Genomic DNA, 16,027 nt, shown 5'->3' on the forward strand with positions numbered 1-16,027 from the left:
ATGACCATCGTCGACAACGACCGGCTCCTCGCCCTCAGCGAGGACGAGGTCGTCACCCACTCGTACCTCAAGCACGTCGCGCTCCCCTCGGGTGGCACGCTCGCGCTCATCACGCTCGACAACGGCAAGGACTACAAGCGGCCGAACACCCTCGGGCCGCGCACCCTGCACGAGCTCTCCGGGGTGCTCGACACCCTCAAGACCGAGGCGTCCGCGGGCACGGTCCAGGCGGTCGCGATCACCGGCAAGGAGTACTGCTTCGCCGCCGGGGCCGACCTGTCCCAGGCGGCCGCCGTGCCGTCGCGGGAAGCCGCGCACGACCTCGCCGCCCTCGGGCACGCCACGCTGCGGAAGCTCTCCGACCTGGGCGTCCCGTCGTTCGCGTTCATCAACGGCATCGCCCTCGGCGGCGGCCTGGAGATCGGACTGCACTGCACGTACCGCGTGTTCTCGTCGGCGGCGCAGGGCATCGGTCTGCCCGAGGTCTTCCTCGGCATCATCCCCGGCTGGGGCGGCGCCACGCTGCTCCCCCGCCTGATCGGTCCGGAGAAGGCGCTCCGTGTCATCGTCGAGAACCCGCTCAAGAACAACCGCCTGATGGACGGGCCCGCCGCAGTCGAGCTCGGCATCGGCGACGCGCTCATCCCGTCGGTCACGTTCCTGCCCTCCGCGGTGGCGTGGGTCGACGGCGTGGTCTCCGGTCGGACGAAGGTCGTCCGGAAGAACGAGCCCGGCATGATCGAGAAGGCCGCGTGGGGCACAGTCGTCAAGGTCGCCCGCGGCCAGGTGGCGTCGAAGATCGGCACCGTCCCGAAGTCGCCGTTCCGCGCGCTCGACCTCGTCGCGTCGGCGAAGTCCGGGTCGCTGGACGAGCGGTTCGCCGACGAGGACGACGCCCTCGCCGACCTCATCTCCGGCGACCAGTTCGCCGCGTCGATGTACGCGTTCGACCTCGTCCAGAAGCGCGCGAAGCGTCCCGTCGGTGCACCGGAGGGCGTCGAGCCGAAGAAGATCACGAAGGTCGGCGTGCTCGGCGCCGGACTCATGGCGTCGCAGTTCGCGCTGCTCTTCGCCCGCCGCCTCGGCGTCCCGGTCGTCATCACGGACGTCGACCAGAGCCGCGTCGACGCCGGCGTGGACCGGATCCGCGGCGAGGTCGACAAGCTGCTCGACAAGGGCCGGGTCTCCCCCGACGACGCGAACCGCATCAAGGCGCTCGTGTCCGGCTCGGTCTCCTACGACGCGTTCGCGGACGCCGACTGGGTGATCGAGGCCGTGTTCGAGGAGATGGGCGTCAAGCAGGACGTCTTCCGGAAGATCGAGCAGGTCATCGCCCCGGACGCGATCCTCGCGACGAACACGTCGTCGCTGTCGGTCGACGAGATGGCGTCCGTGCTGACCAACCCGGAGCGCCTCGTCGGGTTCCACTTCTTCAACCCGGTCGCGGTCATGCCGCTGCTCGAGGTGGTGCGGGCGTCGAAGACCTCGGACGAGGCCCTCGTCACGGCACTCGCCGTCGCGAAGACCCTCAAGAAGACCGCGATCATCACCGCCGACCAGCCGGGCTTCGTCGTCAACCGGGTGCTCGCGCGGGTCCTCGGCGAGGCGATGCGCGGCGTCGAGGAGGGCACCTCGTTCGACGTCGTCGCGCAGGGAGCGGCACCGCTCGGGCTCCCGATGTCGCCGTTCGAGCTGCTCGAACTCGTCGGGCTGCCGGTCGGTGCGCACGTGCTCGACTCGCACCACGCTGCCTGGCCGGAGCGCTTCTACCCTGGCGACGGCCTGAAGAAGATCGCCGAGTTCGGGCACATCCTCACCCGCGACAAGAAGGGCAATGCGACCGGGTACGACCCGGCTGCCGTGAAGCTCGTCGCACCGGCGAAGAAGGACGCAGCGCCCGTGGACGCGGCGACGATGCAGCAGCGGTTCGAGGACGCCCTCGCGGATGAGGTGCACCGGATGCTCGAGGACCACGTCGTCGAACACGTCGAGGAGATCGACCTCGGTCTGATCCTCGGCGCGGGCTACCCGTTCCAGGCCGGTGGCATCAGCCCGTACCTCGACCGCAGCGGGGCCTCGGAGCGTGTCTTCGGCGGCTCGTTCCACGAACCGCTGATCGTCGGCCCCGCCTCCCGCTGACGGAGCGCGGCGCTCGCGATCGCGCCCGCAGACGAACATCGCGCCCCGTCACGACGGGGCGCGATGTTCGTGACGGGGCGCAATGTCTGCCGAGCCGCCGACGGCCGTGCCCCACCGTCGAGTCGCTCACAGCCTGGGTCAGCCGCCGACGCAGTCGTTGCTGCCGCTGAAGCACGGCGGCACGGAGGAGCGCGGAGCCGGCGGCGCGGGCGGCTCGTTGTCGGACGACGCGAAGTACCCCGCACTGTGCGTCACGACGAGCACGTACGTCGCACCGCTCGCCCGGACGGCTTCGTCGCGTCGTTCCTCGCCGAGACCCGGTGAGGAGTGCACCACCGCATCGTCGGCCGGCCACAGCCCGAGCGAGGCGTCCCAGCCGGCCACCCGGACGACGGCGAAGTGGTCTTGCCCGAGCTCGTTGCCCAGCGCGACCGACTGCCGTCGGCCGGTGTCGACCAGGTACGGCATCGAGCCGTCGGGCTGGATCGTCCGCGCCACGAGGTCCTCGTCCGTCAGCCCCGCCGCACGGAGGGCCGGGCCCGCGACGCGCACGGCATCGGCGGGCGTCGTCGCACCGTCGATCGTGTAGACCGCCCCCGCATCCACCCGGCACGACGTGCCCTCGGCGGGCTGGAAGAAGCCGGCGCTGGTCGCGCTCCCGCACGAGTCGGTCCAGGTGGCGTCCACGCGGCGGAGGGCGTCGGTACCCTCCCAGTCGATCACCCGGTGCATCGTCTGCCGAGCTCCGACCCTCGCCGCGGCACCGAGCCGCGGCTCGACCCGGTCGTCGTTCAGCGCCGAGCAGCCCGACGTCAGTGCCACCACGGCGAACAGGAGTCCCGCCGCTGTCGTTCCGATCCGCCATCGCATGCGGCGATCATGGCAGACGATCCCGAGGGACATGCCCCGAGCGGCATGGACCCGTCAGCCGTCGACGGACGAACGCGACCGCGCCGGCTTCGCCTGGGGCAGTTTCGTCCCGACGACCTGGTCGATCACGTCCCGGGCGATCGCCTGCGCGGTCAGTCCCACGTCGGTCAGGATCTGGGAGCGGGAGGCGTGGTCGATGAACTCGTCCGGGAGCCCCAGCTCGTTCACACCGGTGTCGACGCCCGCTGCGCGGAGGTCCTGCCGCAGCCGGGTCCCGACGCCGCCGACCCGCACGCCGTCCTCGATCGTGATGACGAGGCGGTGCGTCCGGGACAGATCGACGAGCGACTCCGGGATCGGCACCACCCACCGTGGGTCGACGACCGTGACGCCGATGCCCTGCGCCTCGAGCAGTGCTGCGGCTTCGAGGGCGACCGGGACCATCGAGCCGACCGCGACCAGCAGGACGTCCTCTTCGGCTCCGGAGTCGGGCGCGTGCAACACGTCGACGCCGTCGTCCAGGCGCCGGAGCGCGGGGATGTCCGGTCCGACCTGCCCCTTCGACCACCGGAGCACCGTCGGGGCGTCGTCGACGGCGACTGCCTCGCGGAACTCCTCGCGCAGTGTCGGGGCGTCGCGGGGTGCGGCGATCCGGATGCCCGGCACGACCTGCAGCAGCGCGAGGTCCCACATGCCGTGGTGCGACGGCCCGTCCGGACCGGTGATGCCGGCGCGGTCGAGTACGAACGTGACGCCCGCCCGGTGCAGCGCGACGTCCATCAGGACCTGGTCGAACGCGCGGTTGAGGAACGTGGCGTAGAGGGCGACCACGGGGTGCAGTCCCCCGTACGCGAGCCCGGCCGCGGTCGTCACGGCGTGCTGCTCCGCGATGCCCACGTCGATCACTCGCGACGGGTGCTGCTCCTGGAACAGGTGCAGCCCGGTCGGGCGGAGCATGGCTGCGGTGATCGCGACGATCCGCTCGTCCGACCCGCCGACCGCCGCGAGCTCTGACGCGAACACGGACGTCCACGAGGGCCCCGACGACACGTCGAGCGACTCACCCGTCTCCGGGTCGATGTGCCCGACCGCGTGGAACTGGTCCGCCTGGTCGCGGAGCGCCGGTTCGAAGCCGTGCCCCTTCTCGGTGATGGCGTGCACGATCGTCGGCGCGCCGTACTCCTTTGCCTGACGGAGGGCGGCCTCCATCGCACGCTGGTCGTGCCCGTTGACCGGGCCGATGTACTTGATGTCGAGGTTCGAGTACAGCGCCTCGTTGTTCGTGAACCGCGACAGGAACCCGTGCAGGCCGCCGCGCATCCCCCGGTAGAGCGCGCGACCGGGCGCGCCGAAACGAGCAGCCGCCGCCTGGGACTTCTCGAACAACGCTCGGTACTCACGACGGGTCCGGACCGAGCTGAGGAACCGTGCCATGCCACCGATCGTCGGGGCGTACGAGCGACCGTTGTCGTTGACGACGATCACGAGCCGCCGGTCGTTGCCGTCGGAGATGTTGTTGAGCGCCTCCCACGTCATGCCGCCGGTCAGGGCGCCGTCACCGACGACCGCGACCACCGTCCGGTCCGCCTGCCCCGTCTGCACGAAGGCCCGCGAGATCCCGTCGGCCCAGGACAACGACGACGACGCGTGCGAGGACTCGACGATGTCGTGCTCGGACTCGCTCCGCTGCGGGTAGCCCGCCAGACCGCCCCGCTCCCGGAGCCGCGAGAAGTCCTGCCGCCCGGTCACGAGCTTGTGCACGTACGACTGGTGCCCGGTGTCGAAGACGAACGGGTCGTGCGGCGATTCGAAGACCCGGTGCATCGCGAGCGTCAGCTCGACGACGCCGAGGTTCGGACCGAGGTGCCCGCCGGTCTTCGCGACCTCGGCGACGAGGAAGCGGCGGATCTCGGCGGCGAGGTCCGTCATCTGCGCGTCCGACAGACGCTTCAGGTCGCGCGGCGACTTGATGCTGCTCAGCAGGCTCACGGGCGCTCCTTTCGTGGTGCTGACCACTCACTCTATGCGCGTGACCCGACAACGGACGGGAGGCGCGGTGCCAGCTGGCACCGCGCCTCCCGTCCGTCTCGTGGTCGCGTCAGACGAGCGACCGCAGCACGTACTGCAGGATCCCGCCGTTGCGGTAGTAGTCCGCCTCACCGGGGGTGTCGATGCGGACGACCGCGTCGAACTCGATCGTCTGCTTGCCCGCCGGCGAGTGCTCGCTCGGCTCGGCCGTGACGTGCACGGTCTTCGGGGTACGACCCTCGTTGAGCTCGGTCAGGCCGGAGATCGAGACGACCTCGGTGCCGTCGAGCCCGAGGGACTCGATCGACTCCCCGACCGGGAACTGCAGCGGGACGACGCCCATGCCGATGAGGTTCGAGCGGTGGATGCGCTCGAAGCTCTCGGTGATGACCGCCTTCACGCCGAGGAGGTTCGTGCCCTTCGCAGCCCAGTCACGCGACGAACCGGAGCCGTACTCCTTGCCGCCGAAGATGACGAGCGGGATGCCCTGCTCCTGGTAGTGCTGCGACGCGTCGTAGATGAACGACTGCGCACCGTCCGGCGTCGTGAAGTCACGGGTGTAGCCACCCTCCACGCCGTCGAGGAGCTGGTTGCGGAGGCGGATGTTCGCGAACGTGCCGCGGATCATGACCTCGTGGTTGCCGCGACGCGATCCGTAGGAGTTGAAGTCCTTGCGGTCGACGCCGTGCTCCGCGAGGTACTGGCCCGCCGGGCTGTCCGCCTTGATCGAACCGGCCGGCGAGATGTGGTCGGTGGTGACCGAGTCGCCGAGCTTCGCGAGCACCCGGGCGCCGGAGATGTCCGACACCGCGTCGGGCTGCATCGTCATGCCCTCGAAGTACGGGGGCTTCCGGACGTACGTCGACTCGGTGTCCCACTCGAACGTGTCGCCCGTGGGGGTCGGCAGGTTCTTCCAGCGGTCGTCACCCTCGAACACGGAGCCGTACTCGTGGGTGAACATCTCGGTGTCGATGGAGGCGTCGATGACCTGCTGGACCTCGACCGCGTCGGGCCAGATGTCCTGCAGGAAGACGTCGTTGCCGTCCTGGTCCTGCCCGAGCGCGTCCTTGTCGAAGTCGAAGTGCATCGACCCGGCGAGGGCGTACGCGATGACCAGCGGCGGCGACGCCAGGTAGTTCATCTTCACGTCGGGGTTGATGCGGCCCTCGAAGTTGCGGTTGCCGGAGAGCACCGCGGTGACGGCGAGGTCGTTGTCCTGCACGGCCTGCGAGATCTCCTCGGGCAACGGGCCCGAGTTGCCGATGCAGGTGGTGCAGCCGTAGCCGACCGTGTAGAAGCCGAGCTGCTCGAGGTAGGTCGTCAGACCGGCCTTCTCGTAGTAGTCGGTGACGACCTTCGAGCCGGGCGCGAGGGTGGTCTTGACCCACGGCTTGGCGGTGAGGCCCTTCTTCGCGGCGTTCCGGGCGAGGATGCCGGCAGCCATCATGACCGAGGGGTTCGACGTGTTCGTGCACGACGTGATCGCGGCGATCGCGACGGCGCCGTGGTCGATCGTGAACGGGTCGGCCCCGTCCATGGCGACCTTCGTCGGCTGGGAGGCGGTCGACGGGGCGCTGGACACGTACACGTGCTCGTGCAGGTGCGTGTCCTCGTTGGTGGAGCCCGCGGCGATCGGGTCGGATGCCGGGAAGGTCTCCTCCACCGCGTCGTCGAGGTCCGTCTGCTCGCTCGGCGTCGTGTAGTTGTTGAGGTCGACCTCGAACTGGTCCTTGGCCTTCGACAGCTCGATGCGGTCCTGGGGACGCTTCGGGCCGGAGATCGACGGGACGACCGTGGAGAGGTCGAGCTCCATGTACTCGGAGTAGTTCGGCTCGACCGACGGGTCGTGCCAGAGGCCCTGGGTCTTGGCGTACGCCTCGACCAGTGCGATCTGCGCGTCGTCGCGGCCGGTCAGGCGGAGGTAGTCGAGCGTGACGTCGTCGACCGGGAACATCGCCGCGGTGGAGCCGAACTCCGGCGACATGTTGCCGATGGTGGCGCGGTTCGCGAGCGGGACCTCGCCGACGCCCTCGCCGTAGAACTCGACGAACTTGCCGACGACGCCGTGCTTGCGGAGCTCCTGCGTGATGGTGAGCACCACGTCGGTCGCGGTCACGCCGGCCGGGATCGACCCGGACAGCTTGAAGCCGACGACCTTCGGGATGAGCATCGACACCGGCTGACCGAGCATCGCCGCTTCGGCCTCGATGCCGCCGACGCCCCAGCCGAGGACGCCGAGACCGTTCACCATCGTGGTGTGGGAGTCGGTGCCGACGAGGGTGTCCGGGTAGGCGTAGGTCTCGCCGTCGAAGTCGCGCGTGTAGGTGACCTTCGCCAGGTACTCGATGTTGACCTGGTGAACGATGCCGGTGCCCGGCGGGACGACCTTGAAGTCCTCGAACGCGGTCTGGCCCCAGCGGAGGAACTGGTAGCGCTCCCCGTTCCGCTCGTACTCGAGGTCGGTGTTGCGCTGGAGGGCGTCCTCGCGACCGAAGAGGTCCGCGATGACGGAGTGGTCGATGACCATCTCGGCCGGCGACAGCGGGTTGATCTTGTTCGGGTCGCCGCCGATGTCGGCCATCGCCTCGCGCATGGTGGCGAGGTCGACGATGCACGGCACGCCCGTGAAGTCCTGCATGACGACGCGCGCCGGCGAGAACTGGATCTCGGTGTCCGGCTCGGCGTCGGGCTGCCACGACCCGAGGGCGCGGATCTGCCCCTCGGTGACGTTCTTGCCGTCCTCGGTGCGGAGGAGGTTCTCGAGCAGCACCTTCAGGCTGTACGGGAGCTTCTCGTGCCCGGGCACCGTGTCGATCCGGTGGATCGCGTAGTCGACACCCCCAACCGACAGTGTGTCCTTCGAGCCGAAGCTGTTGACTGCAGCCACTGTGCCGCCTCCCTGTTGATCGGTGTGCCCCCATCCAAGCGGGGCGCGGGGCGTCCCACCAGCAAGGCAAACCTAAACCCGTCAGCCCTGGGAGGACCGACGAGAAGTGTCTCGATGTCGAGACAACTCTACACCGTGGCGGTGTCGCCCTCACGCTTGAACACCGTGCGGACGAGCAACCAGGTCACCCAGAGCAGTGCCGCGTAGAGCGGGACGCCGGTGATGAGCTTGATGCCGGCGAGCAGTTCCACCTGGGCGGTCAGGTAGAGCGGGACCTCGATGACGAGCCGGATCGCGAAGAGCCCGACCCACAGCCAGGTCGCCACCGTGAGCACGCGGCGCTTGGCGGGGTCGGCACGCCAGTCCTGGTGACTGCCGTCCTCGTTCGGCGGCAGCAGGAACCCGACGACCAGTCCGATCAGCGGCTGCCGGATCGCGAGCGTCACGAGGAGCCCGACGAGCCAGACCGCGTTGATGATGATCCCGGGGATGAAGTTGCTCTCGGCGCGTCCGGTGATGAGCGCGAGGCCCGCCGAGATCGCCACGCCGAGGATCCCGGCGACGGACATCACGAGCGACTGCCGCTGCAGCAGCCGGAGCACGACGAACACCACGCCGATCGCGACCGGGATCAGGACGCTCGGGACGAGCTCCTTCGTGATCGCGTAGACGACGAGGAACGCGAGCCCCGGCAGCACCGACTCGGCGAGCCCGCGGACGCCGCCGATCGCGGCGACGAGCGCGTGCCCGGAGGGCGCCTCGCCCGGGGCGACCTTGCCGAGCCCCGTGTTCGCGACGGCCGCGCGGAACTGCTCGTTGAAGGAGGGCAGCGCGTCCGACGCGCGTTCGTCGGGACGGGAGGTGTCGTCGTTGTCCGGCACCGTGCCTCCAGGCAGGTCGTGGGTCAGATGGCCGACTGGGTCGACTTCGGCATGTGCAGCGGGATGAGGTCGCGCGGCGGCATCGGCGTGTTCCCGCGGACCACGACGACGCTGCGGAACAGGTCCTCGATCTCGGCGGCGTCGTCCGGGGACTCGGCGGCCTTGCCGGCGATCACGCCGCGCAGGAACCAGCGCGGGCCGTCGACGCCGATGAAGCGTGCCGGGCGGGCGCCGTCGGTCACGCCGGTGCCGTCCGAGACGACGGGGACCTGCGCGCGGAGCTCGGGGCCGAACGGGCCGTCGACCTCGGTCACGACACCGCCCTGACGCTCGATCTGCTCGGCGATCTGCGCACGGATCTCGTGCCAGAGCCCGGTGGAGCGCGGGGCCGCGAACGGCTGCACCTGCAGCGTCGACTCGTCGTAGTCGAGCCCGACCGCGACGACGCGCTGCGAGCCCTCCTCGACCTCGAGCCGGAGGTGCAGGCCCTCGCGGGGCAGGACCTTCACGCCACCGAGGTCGACGTACGGGCGGACCAGGTTCGCCTCGGTCTCGTCGTGCGGCCCGCTGTCGGCGCGGTCGTCAGGAGCGGACTTGTCGGTCGGCGCGACGGCGTCCACCTCGTCGAGGTCCGCGTCGGCGTCGGTCGCGATGTCGACCTCGGGAGTCGTGTCCGCGATCTCGACCTCGTCGGCGACGGCCTCGGCCACCTCGACCTCGTCACGCTTGCGTCGACCGAACTTCATGCGCGCGTTCCTTCCTGAGCGTTGTCGGCGGTGCCGCTGACGGCATCGCTCCGGACACCGTAGCCCGACGACCCGAAGCCACCCTGGCCGCGGACGCTGTCGGGGAGCTCCTCGACGCGGGTGAACGACACGCGCGGGACCGGCATCACGATCATCTGGGCGATGCGGTCGCCGACGTGCACCTCGTGCGCCGCGGACTGGTCGGTGTTGAGCAGTGCGACCTTGATCTCGCCCCGGTACCCGGCGTCCACCGTGCCGGGCGCGTTCACGATCGTGATGCCGTGCTTCGCGGCCAGGCCACTGCGCGGGACGACGAAGGCGGCGTACCCGTCGGGCAGCGCGATGCGGAGTCCGGTGCCCACGAGGCGTCGCTCGCCGGGCTGCAGCACGAAGGCCTCGGTCGAGACGAGGTCGGCACCGGCGTCACCGGGGTGGGCGTATCCGGGAGCGTTCTCCCCGGTCCAGAGCACGTCGACTGGTTCGGTCACGTGTCGAGGGTAGTGCAGACCGTGACCGTTCCGTGACCTGGCCGGAGTCGTGGTCGAATGGTGTCGTGACCCTGTACCGCGAACGACTGTGGGCTCCGCCCGTCCTCTACCTGGCGACGGCGCTCGTCATCCCCGCCAGCCTCCTCGTGTTCCTGCCGATCAGCGTGCTCGCCGGCGTGCTGGTCGCGATCGGCATGGAGCTCGGCGTGCTCGTCCTGCTCTGGGCGCTCGCCCCGACGATCGAGGTCACGGACACCGAGTTCCGCGCCGGCAAGGCCCATCTGCCCCGGTCGCTCGTCGGATCGGCCGAGGCGTTCGAGGGTGCCGAGGCCACCACCCAGCGCGGCCCGAAGCTCGACGCTCGCGCGTGGACGCTCTTCCGCGGGTACGTGCGCGGGGTCGTGCGCGTCGAGGTCGCGGACGCCGCGGACCCGACGCCGTACTGGCTGGTCAGCGTCCGCGACCCGGCAGCGGTGGTCGCCGCGCTGCGTTCCTGAGTCCGGGTCGCGTCGGTCCCGTGGTTGCGGGTCCGGCCTGGAGGCACGGCGCGCCCCCGCCCCACCCGTTCCGTCCCACGCCGCGGCGCCGGCACGGCGAACGGCCCGCCACCTCCGAGGAGGTGACGGGCCGTTCGTGTTCGTACGTTCCCGTCGGTACTGCCCCTAGAGCGCCGCGCACTCCGCGCAGACCGGGCCGAGCTTCGACTCGTGGTCGAGCTGCGAGCGGTGCTTCACCAGGAAGCACTCGACGCAGGTGAACTCGTCGACCTGGGGCGGGAGCACGACGACGTCGAGGTCGACGTCGCTGAGGTCCTGTCCGGCGAGCTCGAAGCTGCCGGGGTTGTCGGAATCATCGTCGACGACCCCCGACATCTTGTCGGGAACGCGCTCCTTGAGGGCCTCGATCGACTCCGAGTCGGAGTTGTCGTCGGTCTTCCGGGGGGCGTCGTAATCGGTGGCCATGCCCATCCATTTCTCGTATCGAGAGGTCGTCGCCGGTGATCGGCGGCGACAGTTTGCACCACGTCTCGCCAGAGCGCAAACCGAAGTCTCCGGCGGGTCGTTCTGGCGCTGCAACCCGTCGTCGTGCACAGCTATTCCCGGCGTCCGGAAACGCGTCGCGGCAGTCCGCGGCACGCCCGTGCGCCTCCGCGTGAACGGGTGTCCACGGCTGCATACTCCTGGGGTACGACGCACGACCGTACGCGACGCTCGGAAGGCGGAACCATGCAAGACGTGAGAGTCATCGGAGTGGAGTCCGGGGCACTCCTGCTCGCGACCGACGGCGGCACCGAGTTCCGGCTGCCCGTGACCTCGTCGCTGCCGGGCCAGGTCCGGCAGGCGAACCCCGAGGCCGGTCCGCAGAAGCGCGTGTCCCCGAAGGACGTCCAGGCCCGCATCCGTGGTGGTGCCGACGCCGCCGAGGTCGCCGCGGCGCTCGACGTCGACGTCGAGTACGTCCGTCGCTTCGAGGGCCCCGTGCTCGCCGAGCGTGCGTTCATCCTCGACGCCGCACACCGCGTCGCCGTGACCCCGGTCGACGACGAGGCCCCCGACACCTTCGGCGAGGCGATCACCGCCAAGCTCGAGGCCGGCGAGGCCACGGCGGTCAGCTGGGCCTCGTGGAAGCACGTCGAGAGCGGCTGGCAGGTGCGCGTGCACTACACCGCGGCCGAGGTCGAGCACGACGCCCAGTGGCGCTTCGACCCGAAGACGTCGACCCTCACGCCGGACAACGGCGATGCGCACCGCCTGTCCCACACCGACGACGAGGGCATCGCACCGCGCCTCCGCGCGGTCGAGACCGACCACCACGACACCGACGGCACGCGCTTCGACTCCGGCGCGTTCCGCGTCGACGAGCCGGACGAGGACGTCACCAACCCCGACGTGCAGGAGCGCCCGCTCCGTGCACCGCTCCCCCGCATCGGTGCAGCCGTCGAGGAGCGCGCCCCGGGCAACGAGACCGCCGACCTGCTCGAGGCGCTGCGCCGTCGACGCGGGGAACGCGAGTCCGCGGCCTTCGGCGACCAGCAGGACGCACCGCGCGGGACCTCGATCAGCGTCGTCGACATCCCGCTCCAGGGCTTCGAGGACGACTCCTCAGCTGCCGAGCCGCAGGATGCCCGGCCCGCTTCCGCCCCGGAACCCGAGAACGGCCGTCCGGAGCGCAAGAAGCGCAACCGCCGGTCGATGCCCAGCTGGGACGAGATCGTCTTCGGCACGCGACCGGACGAAGACCCGGCCTGATCCGTGGGGCCCCGGTGGGCTACTGCGCGAACGCTCCGGCGAGCCGCAGTGGCACCATCGTCTCCCCGTCGGTCATGGCACCGTGCTGGCCGATCATCCGCTTCGGCACCTCCCCGTCGCGCAGGCCACGGTCGTCGTTGAACGCCCAGGACCCACGGGCCACGACGATGACGTCGCCGATCCGCTCGACGACCGCGTCCGACACGGTGCCGAACCACCCCGCCGCGATCGCCTCGTCACGGCTGGCGACGTACGCCTTCTTGCCGTATCGCGCACGGAAGGCGCCGACGAGTGACCGGACGTCGGTGCCCGGTGCCACGGTCAACTGCCGGCAGCGCGGGTCCCCGGCGACCCCGATCACGTCCGTGAGCAGGAGCGGGTCGATCGCGATGTTCGCGTGGTCGGGGACGTCCAGCACGCCGTGGTCCGCCGTCACGACGATCCCGACGTCGCTCGCGGCCGAACGGTCGAGCCGTGCGAGTTCGCCGTCGAGGAGTTCCAGGGCGCCGGTCCAACGATCGGACTGCCACCCGTTCTTGTGCCCGATCGAGTCGAGTTCCGGCACGTAGAGGTACACGAGGGACCGACCCGACGCCGTCTCGGCGAGGGCAGCGTCGACGCGCTGCGGGATCGAGTCCGCCGGGACGTACCGGGCGCCGCCGAGCACGTTCGCCGTCATCCCGGACGAGCGGTAGCGGGCCGGACCGACCACCACGGGGTCGACACCGAGCGTGGGCGCCTCGGAGAACAGGGTCCGGGCGAGGAACCAGTCGGCCGGCACCTCGCTGTCCCAGCCGCTCAGCAGGTTCATCACCTGACCGGTGTCCGGGTTCCAGCCGCTGTACCCGACCACGCCGTGCTCGCCGGGCGGGCGGCCTGTGGTGAGGGTGCTGAGCGCCGCTGCCGTCGTCGTGGGGAAGCCGCTGCGCAGCTTCCTCTTGCTGGCGGCAAGCCAGCGCGCGTGCCCCGCGCGCGCGGCCAGCGCGCCGGCCCCCAGGCCGTCGACCAGCACGACGATCGCGGAACGGGCGGGACGGAGGGTGATCCGCGCCTCCAGTCCGGTGGTGCGCAACCACGCGTCGTCCGCAGCGCCGAGCGCGACGAGGCAACTCGGGAAGACGTCGGCGAGGTTGGCGGTGGCGTCGGGGGCCGTCGGTACGCTTGTTCCCATCTCCCCCAGTCTCGCAGAAGGGTGCCATGGCACGCACGGAAGCAGTCGGCCTGCCCGACGGTGAACGCATCGAGGACGTCGACGTCTCCGAGGAGATGCAGGGCTCCTTCCTCGAGTACGCGTACTCCGTCATCTACTCACGGGCACTCCCCGACGCACGCGACGGCCTGAAGCCCGTCCAGCGGCGCATCCTCTACCAGATGTCCGAGATGGGCCTGCGGCCCGACCGCGGGCACGTGAAGAGCGCCCGCGTCACCGGTGAGGTGATGGGCAAGCTGCACCCGCACGGCGACGGCGCGATCTACGACGCGCTGGTGCGGATGGCGCAGCCGTTCACGATGCGGGTGCCGCTGGTCGACGGGCACGGCAACTTCGGTTCCCTCGACGACGGCCCGGCAGCCGCCCGGTACACCGAGGCCCGACTTGCCGAGCCGTCGATGGCCATGACGGAGGGCCTCGGCGAGGACGTCGTCGACTTCGTCCCGAACTACGACAACCAGATCATGCAGCCCGGCGTGCTGCCCGCGGCGTTCCCGAACCTGCTCGTCAACGGCGCCTCGGGCATCGCAGTGGGCATGGCGACGAACATGGCGCCGCACAACCTCGGCGAGGTCGTCGAGGCCGCCAAGCACCTGCTCATGAACCCGCAGGCGTCGCTCGAGGAACTCATGGAGTTCGTGCCCGGGCCGGACCTGCCCTCCGGCGGCACGATCGTCGGACTCTCCGGCGTACGGGACGCCTACGCCAGCGGTCGCGGCTCGTTCCGCACCCGGGCGAAGGTCTCGGTCGAGAACCTCACCCCGCGCAAGGCCGGTCTCGTCGTCACGGAGCTGCCGTACCTGGTCGGCCCCGAGCGTGTGATCGAGAAGATCAAGGACGGCGTCCAGTCGAAGAAGCTCGTCGGCATCTCCGACGTGAACGACCTCACCGACCGCAACCACGGGCTCCGGCTCGTCATCGGCATCAAGAGCGGCTTCAACCCGGCTGCCGTGCTCGAGCAGCTGTACAAGCACACCCCGCTCGAGGACGGCTTCGGCATCAACAACGTCGCCCTCGTCGGCGGATCGCCCCGCACGCTCGGGCTGCGCGAGCTCCTCGACGTGTACGTGCAGCACCGGCTGTCCGTCGTCACCCGGCGGTCGCAGTACCGCCTCGCGCGCAAGAAGGAGCGGCTGCACCTCGTCGAGGGGCTGCTCATCGCGATCCTCGACATCGACGAGGTCATCGAGGTCATCCGGTCGTCGGACGACTCCGAGGCCGCGCGCTCCCGCCTGCAGACGGTGTTCGACCTGTCCGAGGTGCAGGCCGAGTACATCCTCGAGCTCCGTCTCCGGCGCCTGACGAAGTTCTCACGGCTCGAACTCGAGGGCGAGCGCGACCAGCTGCTCACCGAGATCGCAGCGCTCGAAGAACTCCTGGCGTCCGACGAGCGCCTCCGTGCCCAGGTCGCCCTCGAGCTCACCGAGGTCTCGGACAGGTTCGCGACCCCGCGCCGCACCCTCCTCACCGAGGCGGACGCCCCCGTCAAGGGCGGTCGGAAGGCAGCCGTCGACCCGGAGTCGCTGCAGATCGCCGACGCTCCGTGCCGCGTCCTGCTCTCGACGACCGGTCGGCTGGTCCGTGTCGACATCCCGTCGTCGGACCTGGGCATCGTCCGGGTGCCGAAGCGGTCCAAGCACGACGCCCTGCGCTCCTCGGTCGTGTCGACCGTGCGTGGGCAGGTCGGTGCCCTCACGTCGACCGGTCGCGTGCTGCGGTTCTCCCCCGTCGACGTCCCGGCCGTCCCGCCGGCATCGGTGCGACTCGACGCCGGAGTACGGGTGACCGAGTACCTCGGCACCCCCAAGACCGAGACCGTCGTCGCGCTGGTCGACCTGTCGCCGAACGCTCCCGACTCGCTGGCCATCGGCACCGCGCAGGGTGTCGTCAAGCGCGTCACGACCGGTGCGTGGCCCGACAAGGACGAGATGGTCGCGATCGGGCTCAAGCCGGGCGACGCGGTCGTCGGTGCTGCGCAGGCTCCGGAGTCGGACGACCTCGTGTTCATCACCTCGAACGCGCAGCTGCTCCGGTTCGGTGCCGCCGCCGTCCGTCCCCAGGGACTGCCCGCCGGCGGTGTCGCCGGCGTCGCCCTGGCATCGGGTGCGTCCGTCATCTGGTTCGGGTCCGTCCCCCATTCCGACGACGCCGTGGTCGCCACCGTGTCGACGTCGTCCTCGGCACTGCCCGGCACGGACTCCGGCCGCGCGAAGGTCTCCGCGTTCTCGGAGTTCCCCGCGAAGGGCCGTGCCACCCAGGGTGTCCGGGCGCACGCCTTCCTGAAGGGCGAGGACGGCCTCACCGTGGCGTGGGCGGGCGTCGCTCCCCCGCACGCGGTGGGGACCGACGGTGCTGCCCGGACACTGCCGGACTGGCTGTCGAAGCGGGACGGGTCGGGAGCGCCGCTCGACGCGCTGATCGGCACGATCGGCGGGAGTGCGGCGGCCCTCGACGGCACCGCGGGCGAGGCGTAGGCGGCCAGCCGCGCCGCGCCGCGCCGCGCCGCGCGGGACGACTATTCGCGCTGAG

Annotated in this window: 12 protein-coding genes; 4 read left to right on the top strand and 8 right to left on the bottom strand. The window is 70.6% G+C overall.

Annotated elements, in window-relative coordinates; translation table 11 throughout:
* Nucleotides 1–2,139 (top strand): 3-hydroxyacyl-CoA dehydrogenase NAD-binding domain-containing protein, encoded by a 2,139-nt coding sequence (locus FS532_RS02810; protein ID WP_144750096.1) that lies wholly within the window; start codon nucleotides 1–3, stop codon nucleotides 2,137–2,139.
* 138 nt (nucleotides 2,140–2,277) lie between these two features.
* Here FS532_RS02810 and FS532_RS02815 read toward each other — a convergent pair whose 3' ends face one another.
* The 6 genes from FS532_RS02815 to dut form a co-directional block, all read right to left on the bottom strand.
* The gene (locus FS532_RS02815; protein WP_144750098.1) at nucleotides 2,278–3,009 is read right to left on the bottom strand and encodes a hypothetical protein; all 732 of its coding nucleotides are present in this window, start codon (nucleotides 3,007–3,009) and stop codon (nucleotides 2,278–2,280) included.
* 54 nt (nucleotides 3,010–3,063) lie between these two features.
* Nucleotides 3,064–4,998, bottom strand: coding sequence for a 1-deoxy-D-xylulose-5-phosphate synthase (dxs, locus tag FS532_RS02820; protein ID WP_144750100.1), 1,935 nt, complete (start codon nucleotides 4,996–4,998; stop codon nucleotides 3,064–3,066).
* 109 nt (nucleotides 4,999–5,107) lie between these two features.
* Nucleotides 5,108–7,924: an aconitate hydratase AcnA gene (gene acnA, locus FS532_RS02825; RefSeq protein ID WP_144750102.1), complete on the bottom strand. Its 2,817-nt coding sequence runs from the start codon at nucleotides 7,922–7,924 to the stop codon at nucleotides 5,108–5,110.
* Between the two features lie 128 nt (nucleotides 7,925–8,052).
* A complete protein-coding gene (locus tag FS532_RS02830; protein ID WP_260852529.1) occupies nucleotides 8,053–8,805 on the bottom strand; it encodes a DUF3159 domain-containing protein in 753 nt (250 codons plus the stop codon).
* A 23-nt stretch (nucleotides 8,806–8,828) separates the two neighbouring features.
* Nucleotides 8,829–9,551, bottom strand: coding sequence for a DUF3710 domain-containing protein (locus FS532_RS02835; protein WP_260852530.1), 723 nt, complete (start codon nucleotides 9,549–9,551; stop codon nucleotides 8,829–8,831).
* Nucleotides 9,548–10,039, bottom strand: a complete 492-nt coding sequence (dut, locus tag FS532_RS02840; RefSeq protein WP_144750106.1) for a dUTP diphosphatase — start codon at nucleotides 10,037–10,039, stop codon at nucleotides 9,548–9,550. The genes FS532_RS02835 and dut overlap by 4 nt, the downstream gene beginning before the upstream one ends.
* 65 nt (nucleotides 10,040–10,104) lie before the next feature.
* Between dut and FS532_RS02845 the strand changes: the two genes are divergently transcribed.
* Nucleotides 10,105–10,536: a DUF3093 domain-containing protein gene (locus tag FS532_RS02845; RefSeq protein ID WP_144750109.1), complete on the top strand. Its 432-nt coding sequence runs from the start codon at nucleotides 10,105–10,107 to the stop codon at nucleotides 10,534–10,536.
* Nucleotides 10,537–10,701: 165 nt separating this feature from the next.
* Here FS532_RS02845 and FS532_RS02850 read toward each other — a convergent pair whose 3' ends face one another.
* Nucleotides 10,702–11,001 (bottom strand): DUF4193 domain-containing protein, encoded by a 300-nt coding sequence (locus tag FS532_RS02850; RefSeq protein ID WP_031263038.1) that lies wholly within the window; start codon nucleotides 10,999–11,001, stop codon nucleotides 10,702–10,704.
* Between the two features lie 264 nt (nucleotides 11,002–11,265).
* Between FS532_RS02850 and sepH the strand changes: the two genes are divergently transcribed.
* Nucleotides 11,266–12,288 carry a septation protein SepH gene (gene sepH / locus FS532_RS02855; protein ID WP_144750111.1) on the top strand — a complete coding sequence of 341 codons (1,023 nt, stop codon included), beginning with the start codon at nucleotides 11,266–11,268 and terminating at the stop codon, nucleotides 12,286–12,288.
* A 19-nt stretch (nucleotides 12,289–12,307) separates the two neighbouring features.
* Here the strand turns inward: sepH and FS532_RS02860 are convergent, their stop codons facing one another.
* Entirely contained in the window at nucleotides 12,308–13,459 is a 1,152-nt protein-coding gene (locus FS532_RS02860; RefSeq protein WP_144750113.1) for an alkaline phosphatase family protein, read from the bottom strand.
* A gap of 26 nt (nucleotides 13,460–13,485) precedes the next feature.
* Here FS532_RS02860 and FS532_RS02865 point away from each other — a divergent pair, with 26 nt between their 5' ends.
* Nucleotides 13,486–15,972 carry a DNA gyrase/topoisomerase IV subunit A gene (locus FS532_RS02865; RefSeq protein WP_144750115.1) on the top strand — a complete coding sequence of 829 codons (2,487 nt, stop codon included), beginning with the start codon at nucleotides 13,486–13,488 and terminating at the stop codon, nucleotides 15,970–15,972.
* Nucleotides 15,973–16,027: the final 55 nt, after the last annotated feature.

Source organism: Curtobacterium pusillum (assembly GCF_007673235.1).
GTDB lineage: Bacteria > Actinomycetota > Actinomycetes > Actinomycetales > Microbacteriaceae > Curtobacterium > Curtobacterium pusillum_C.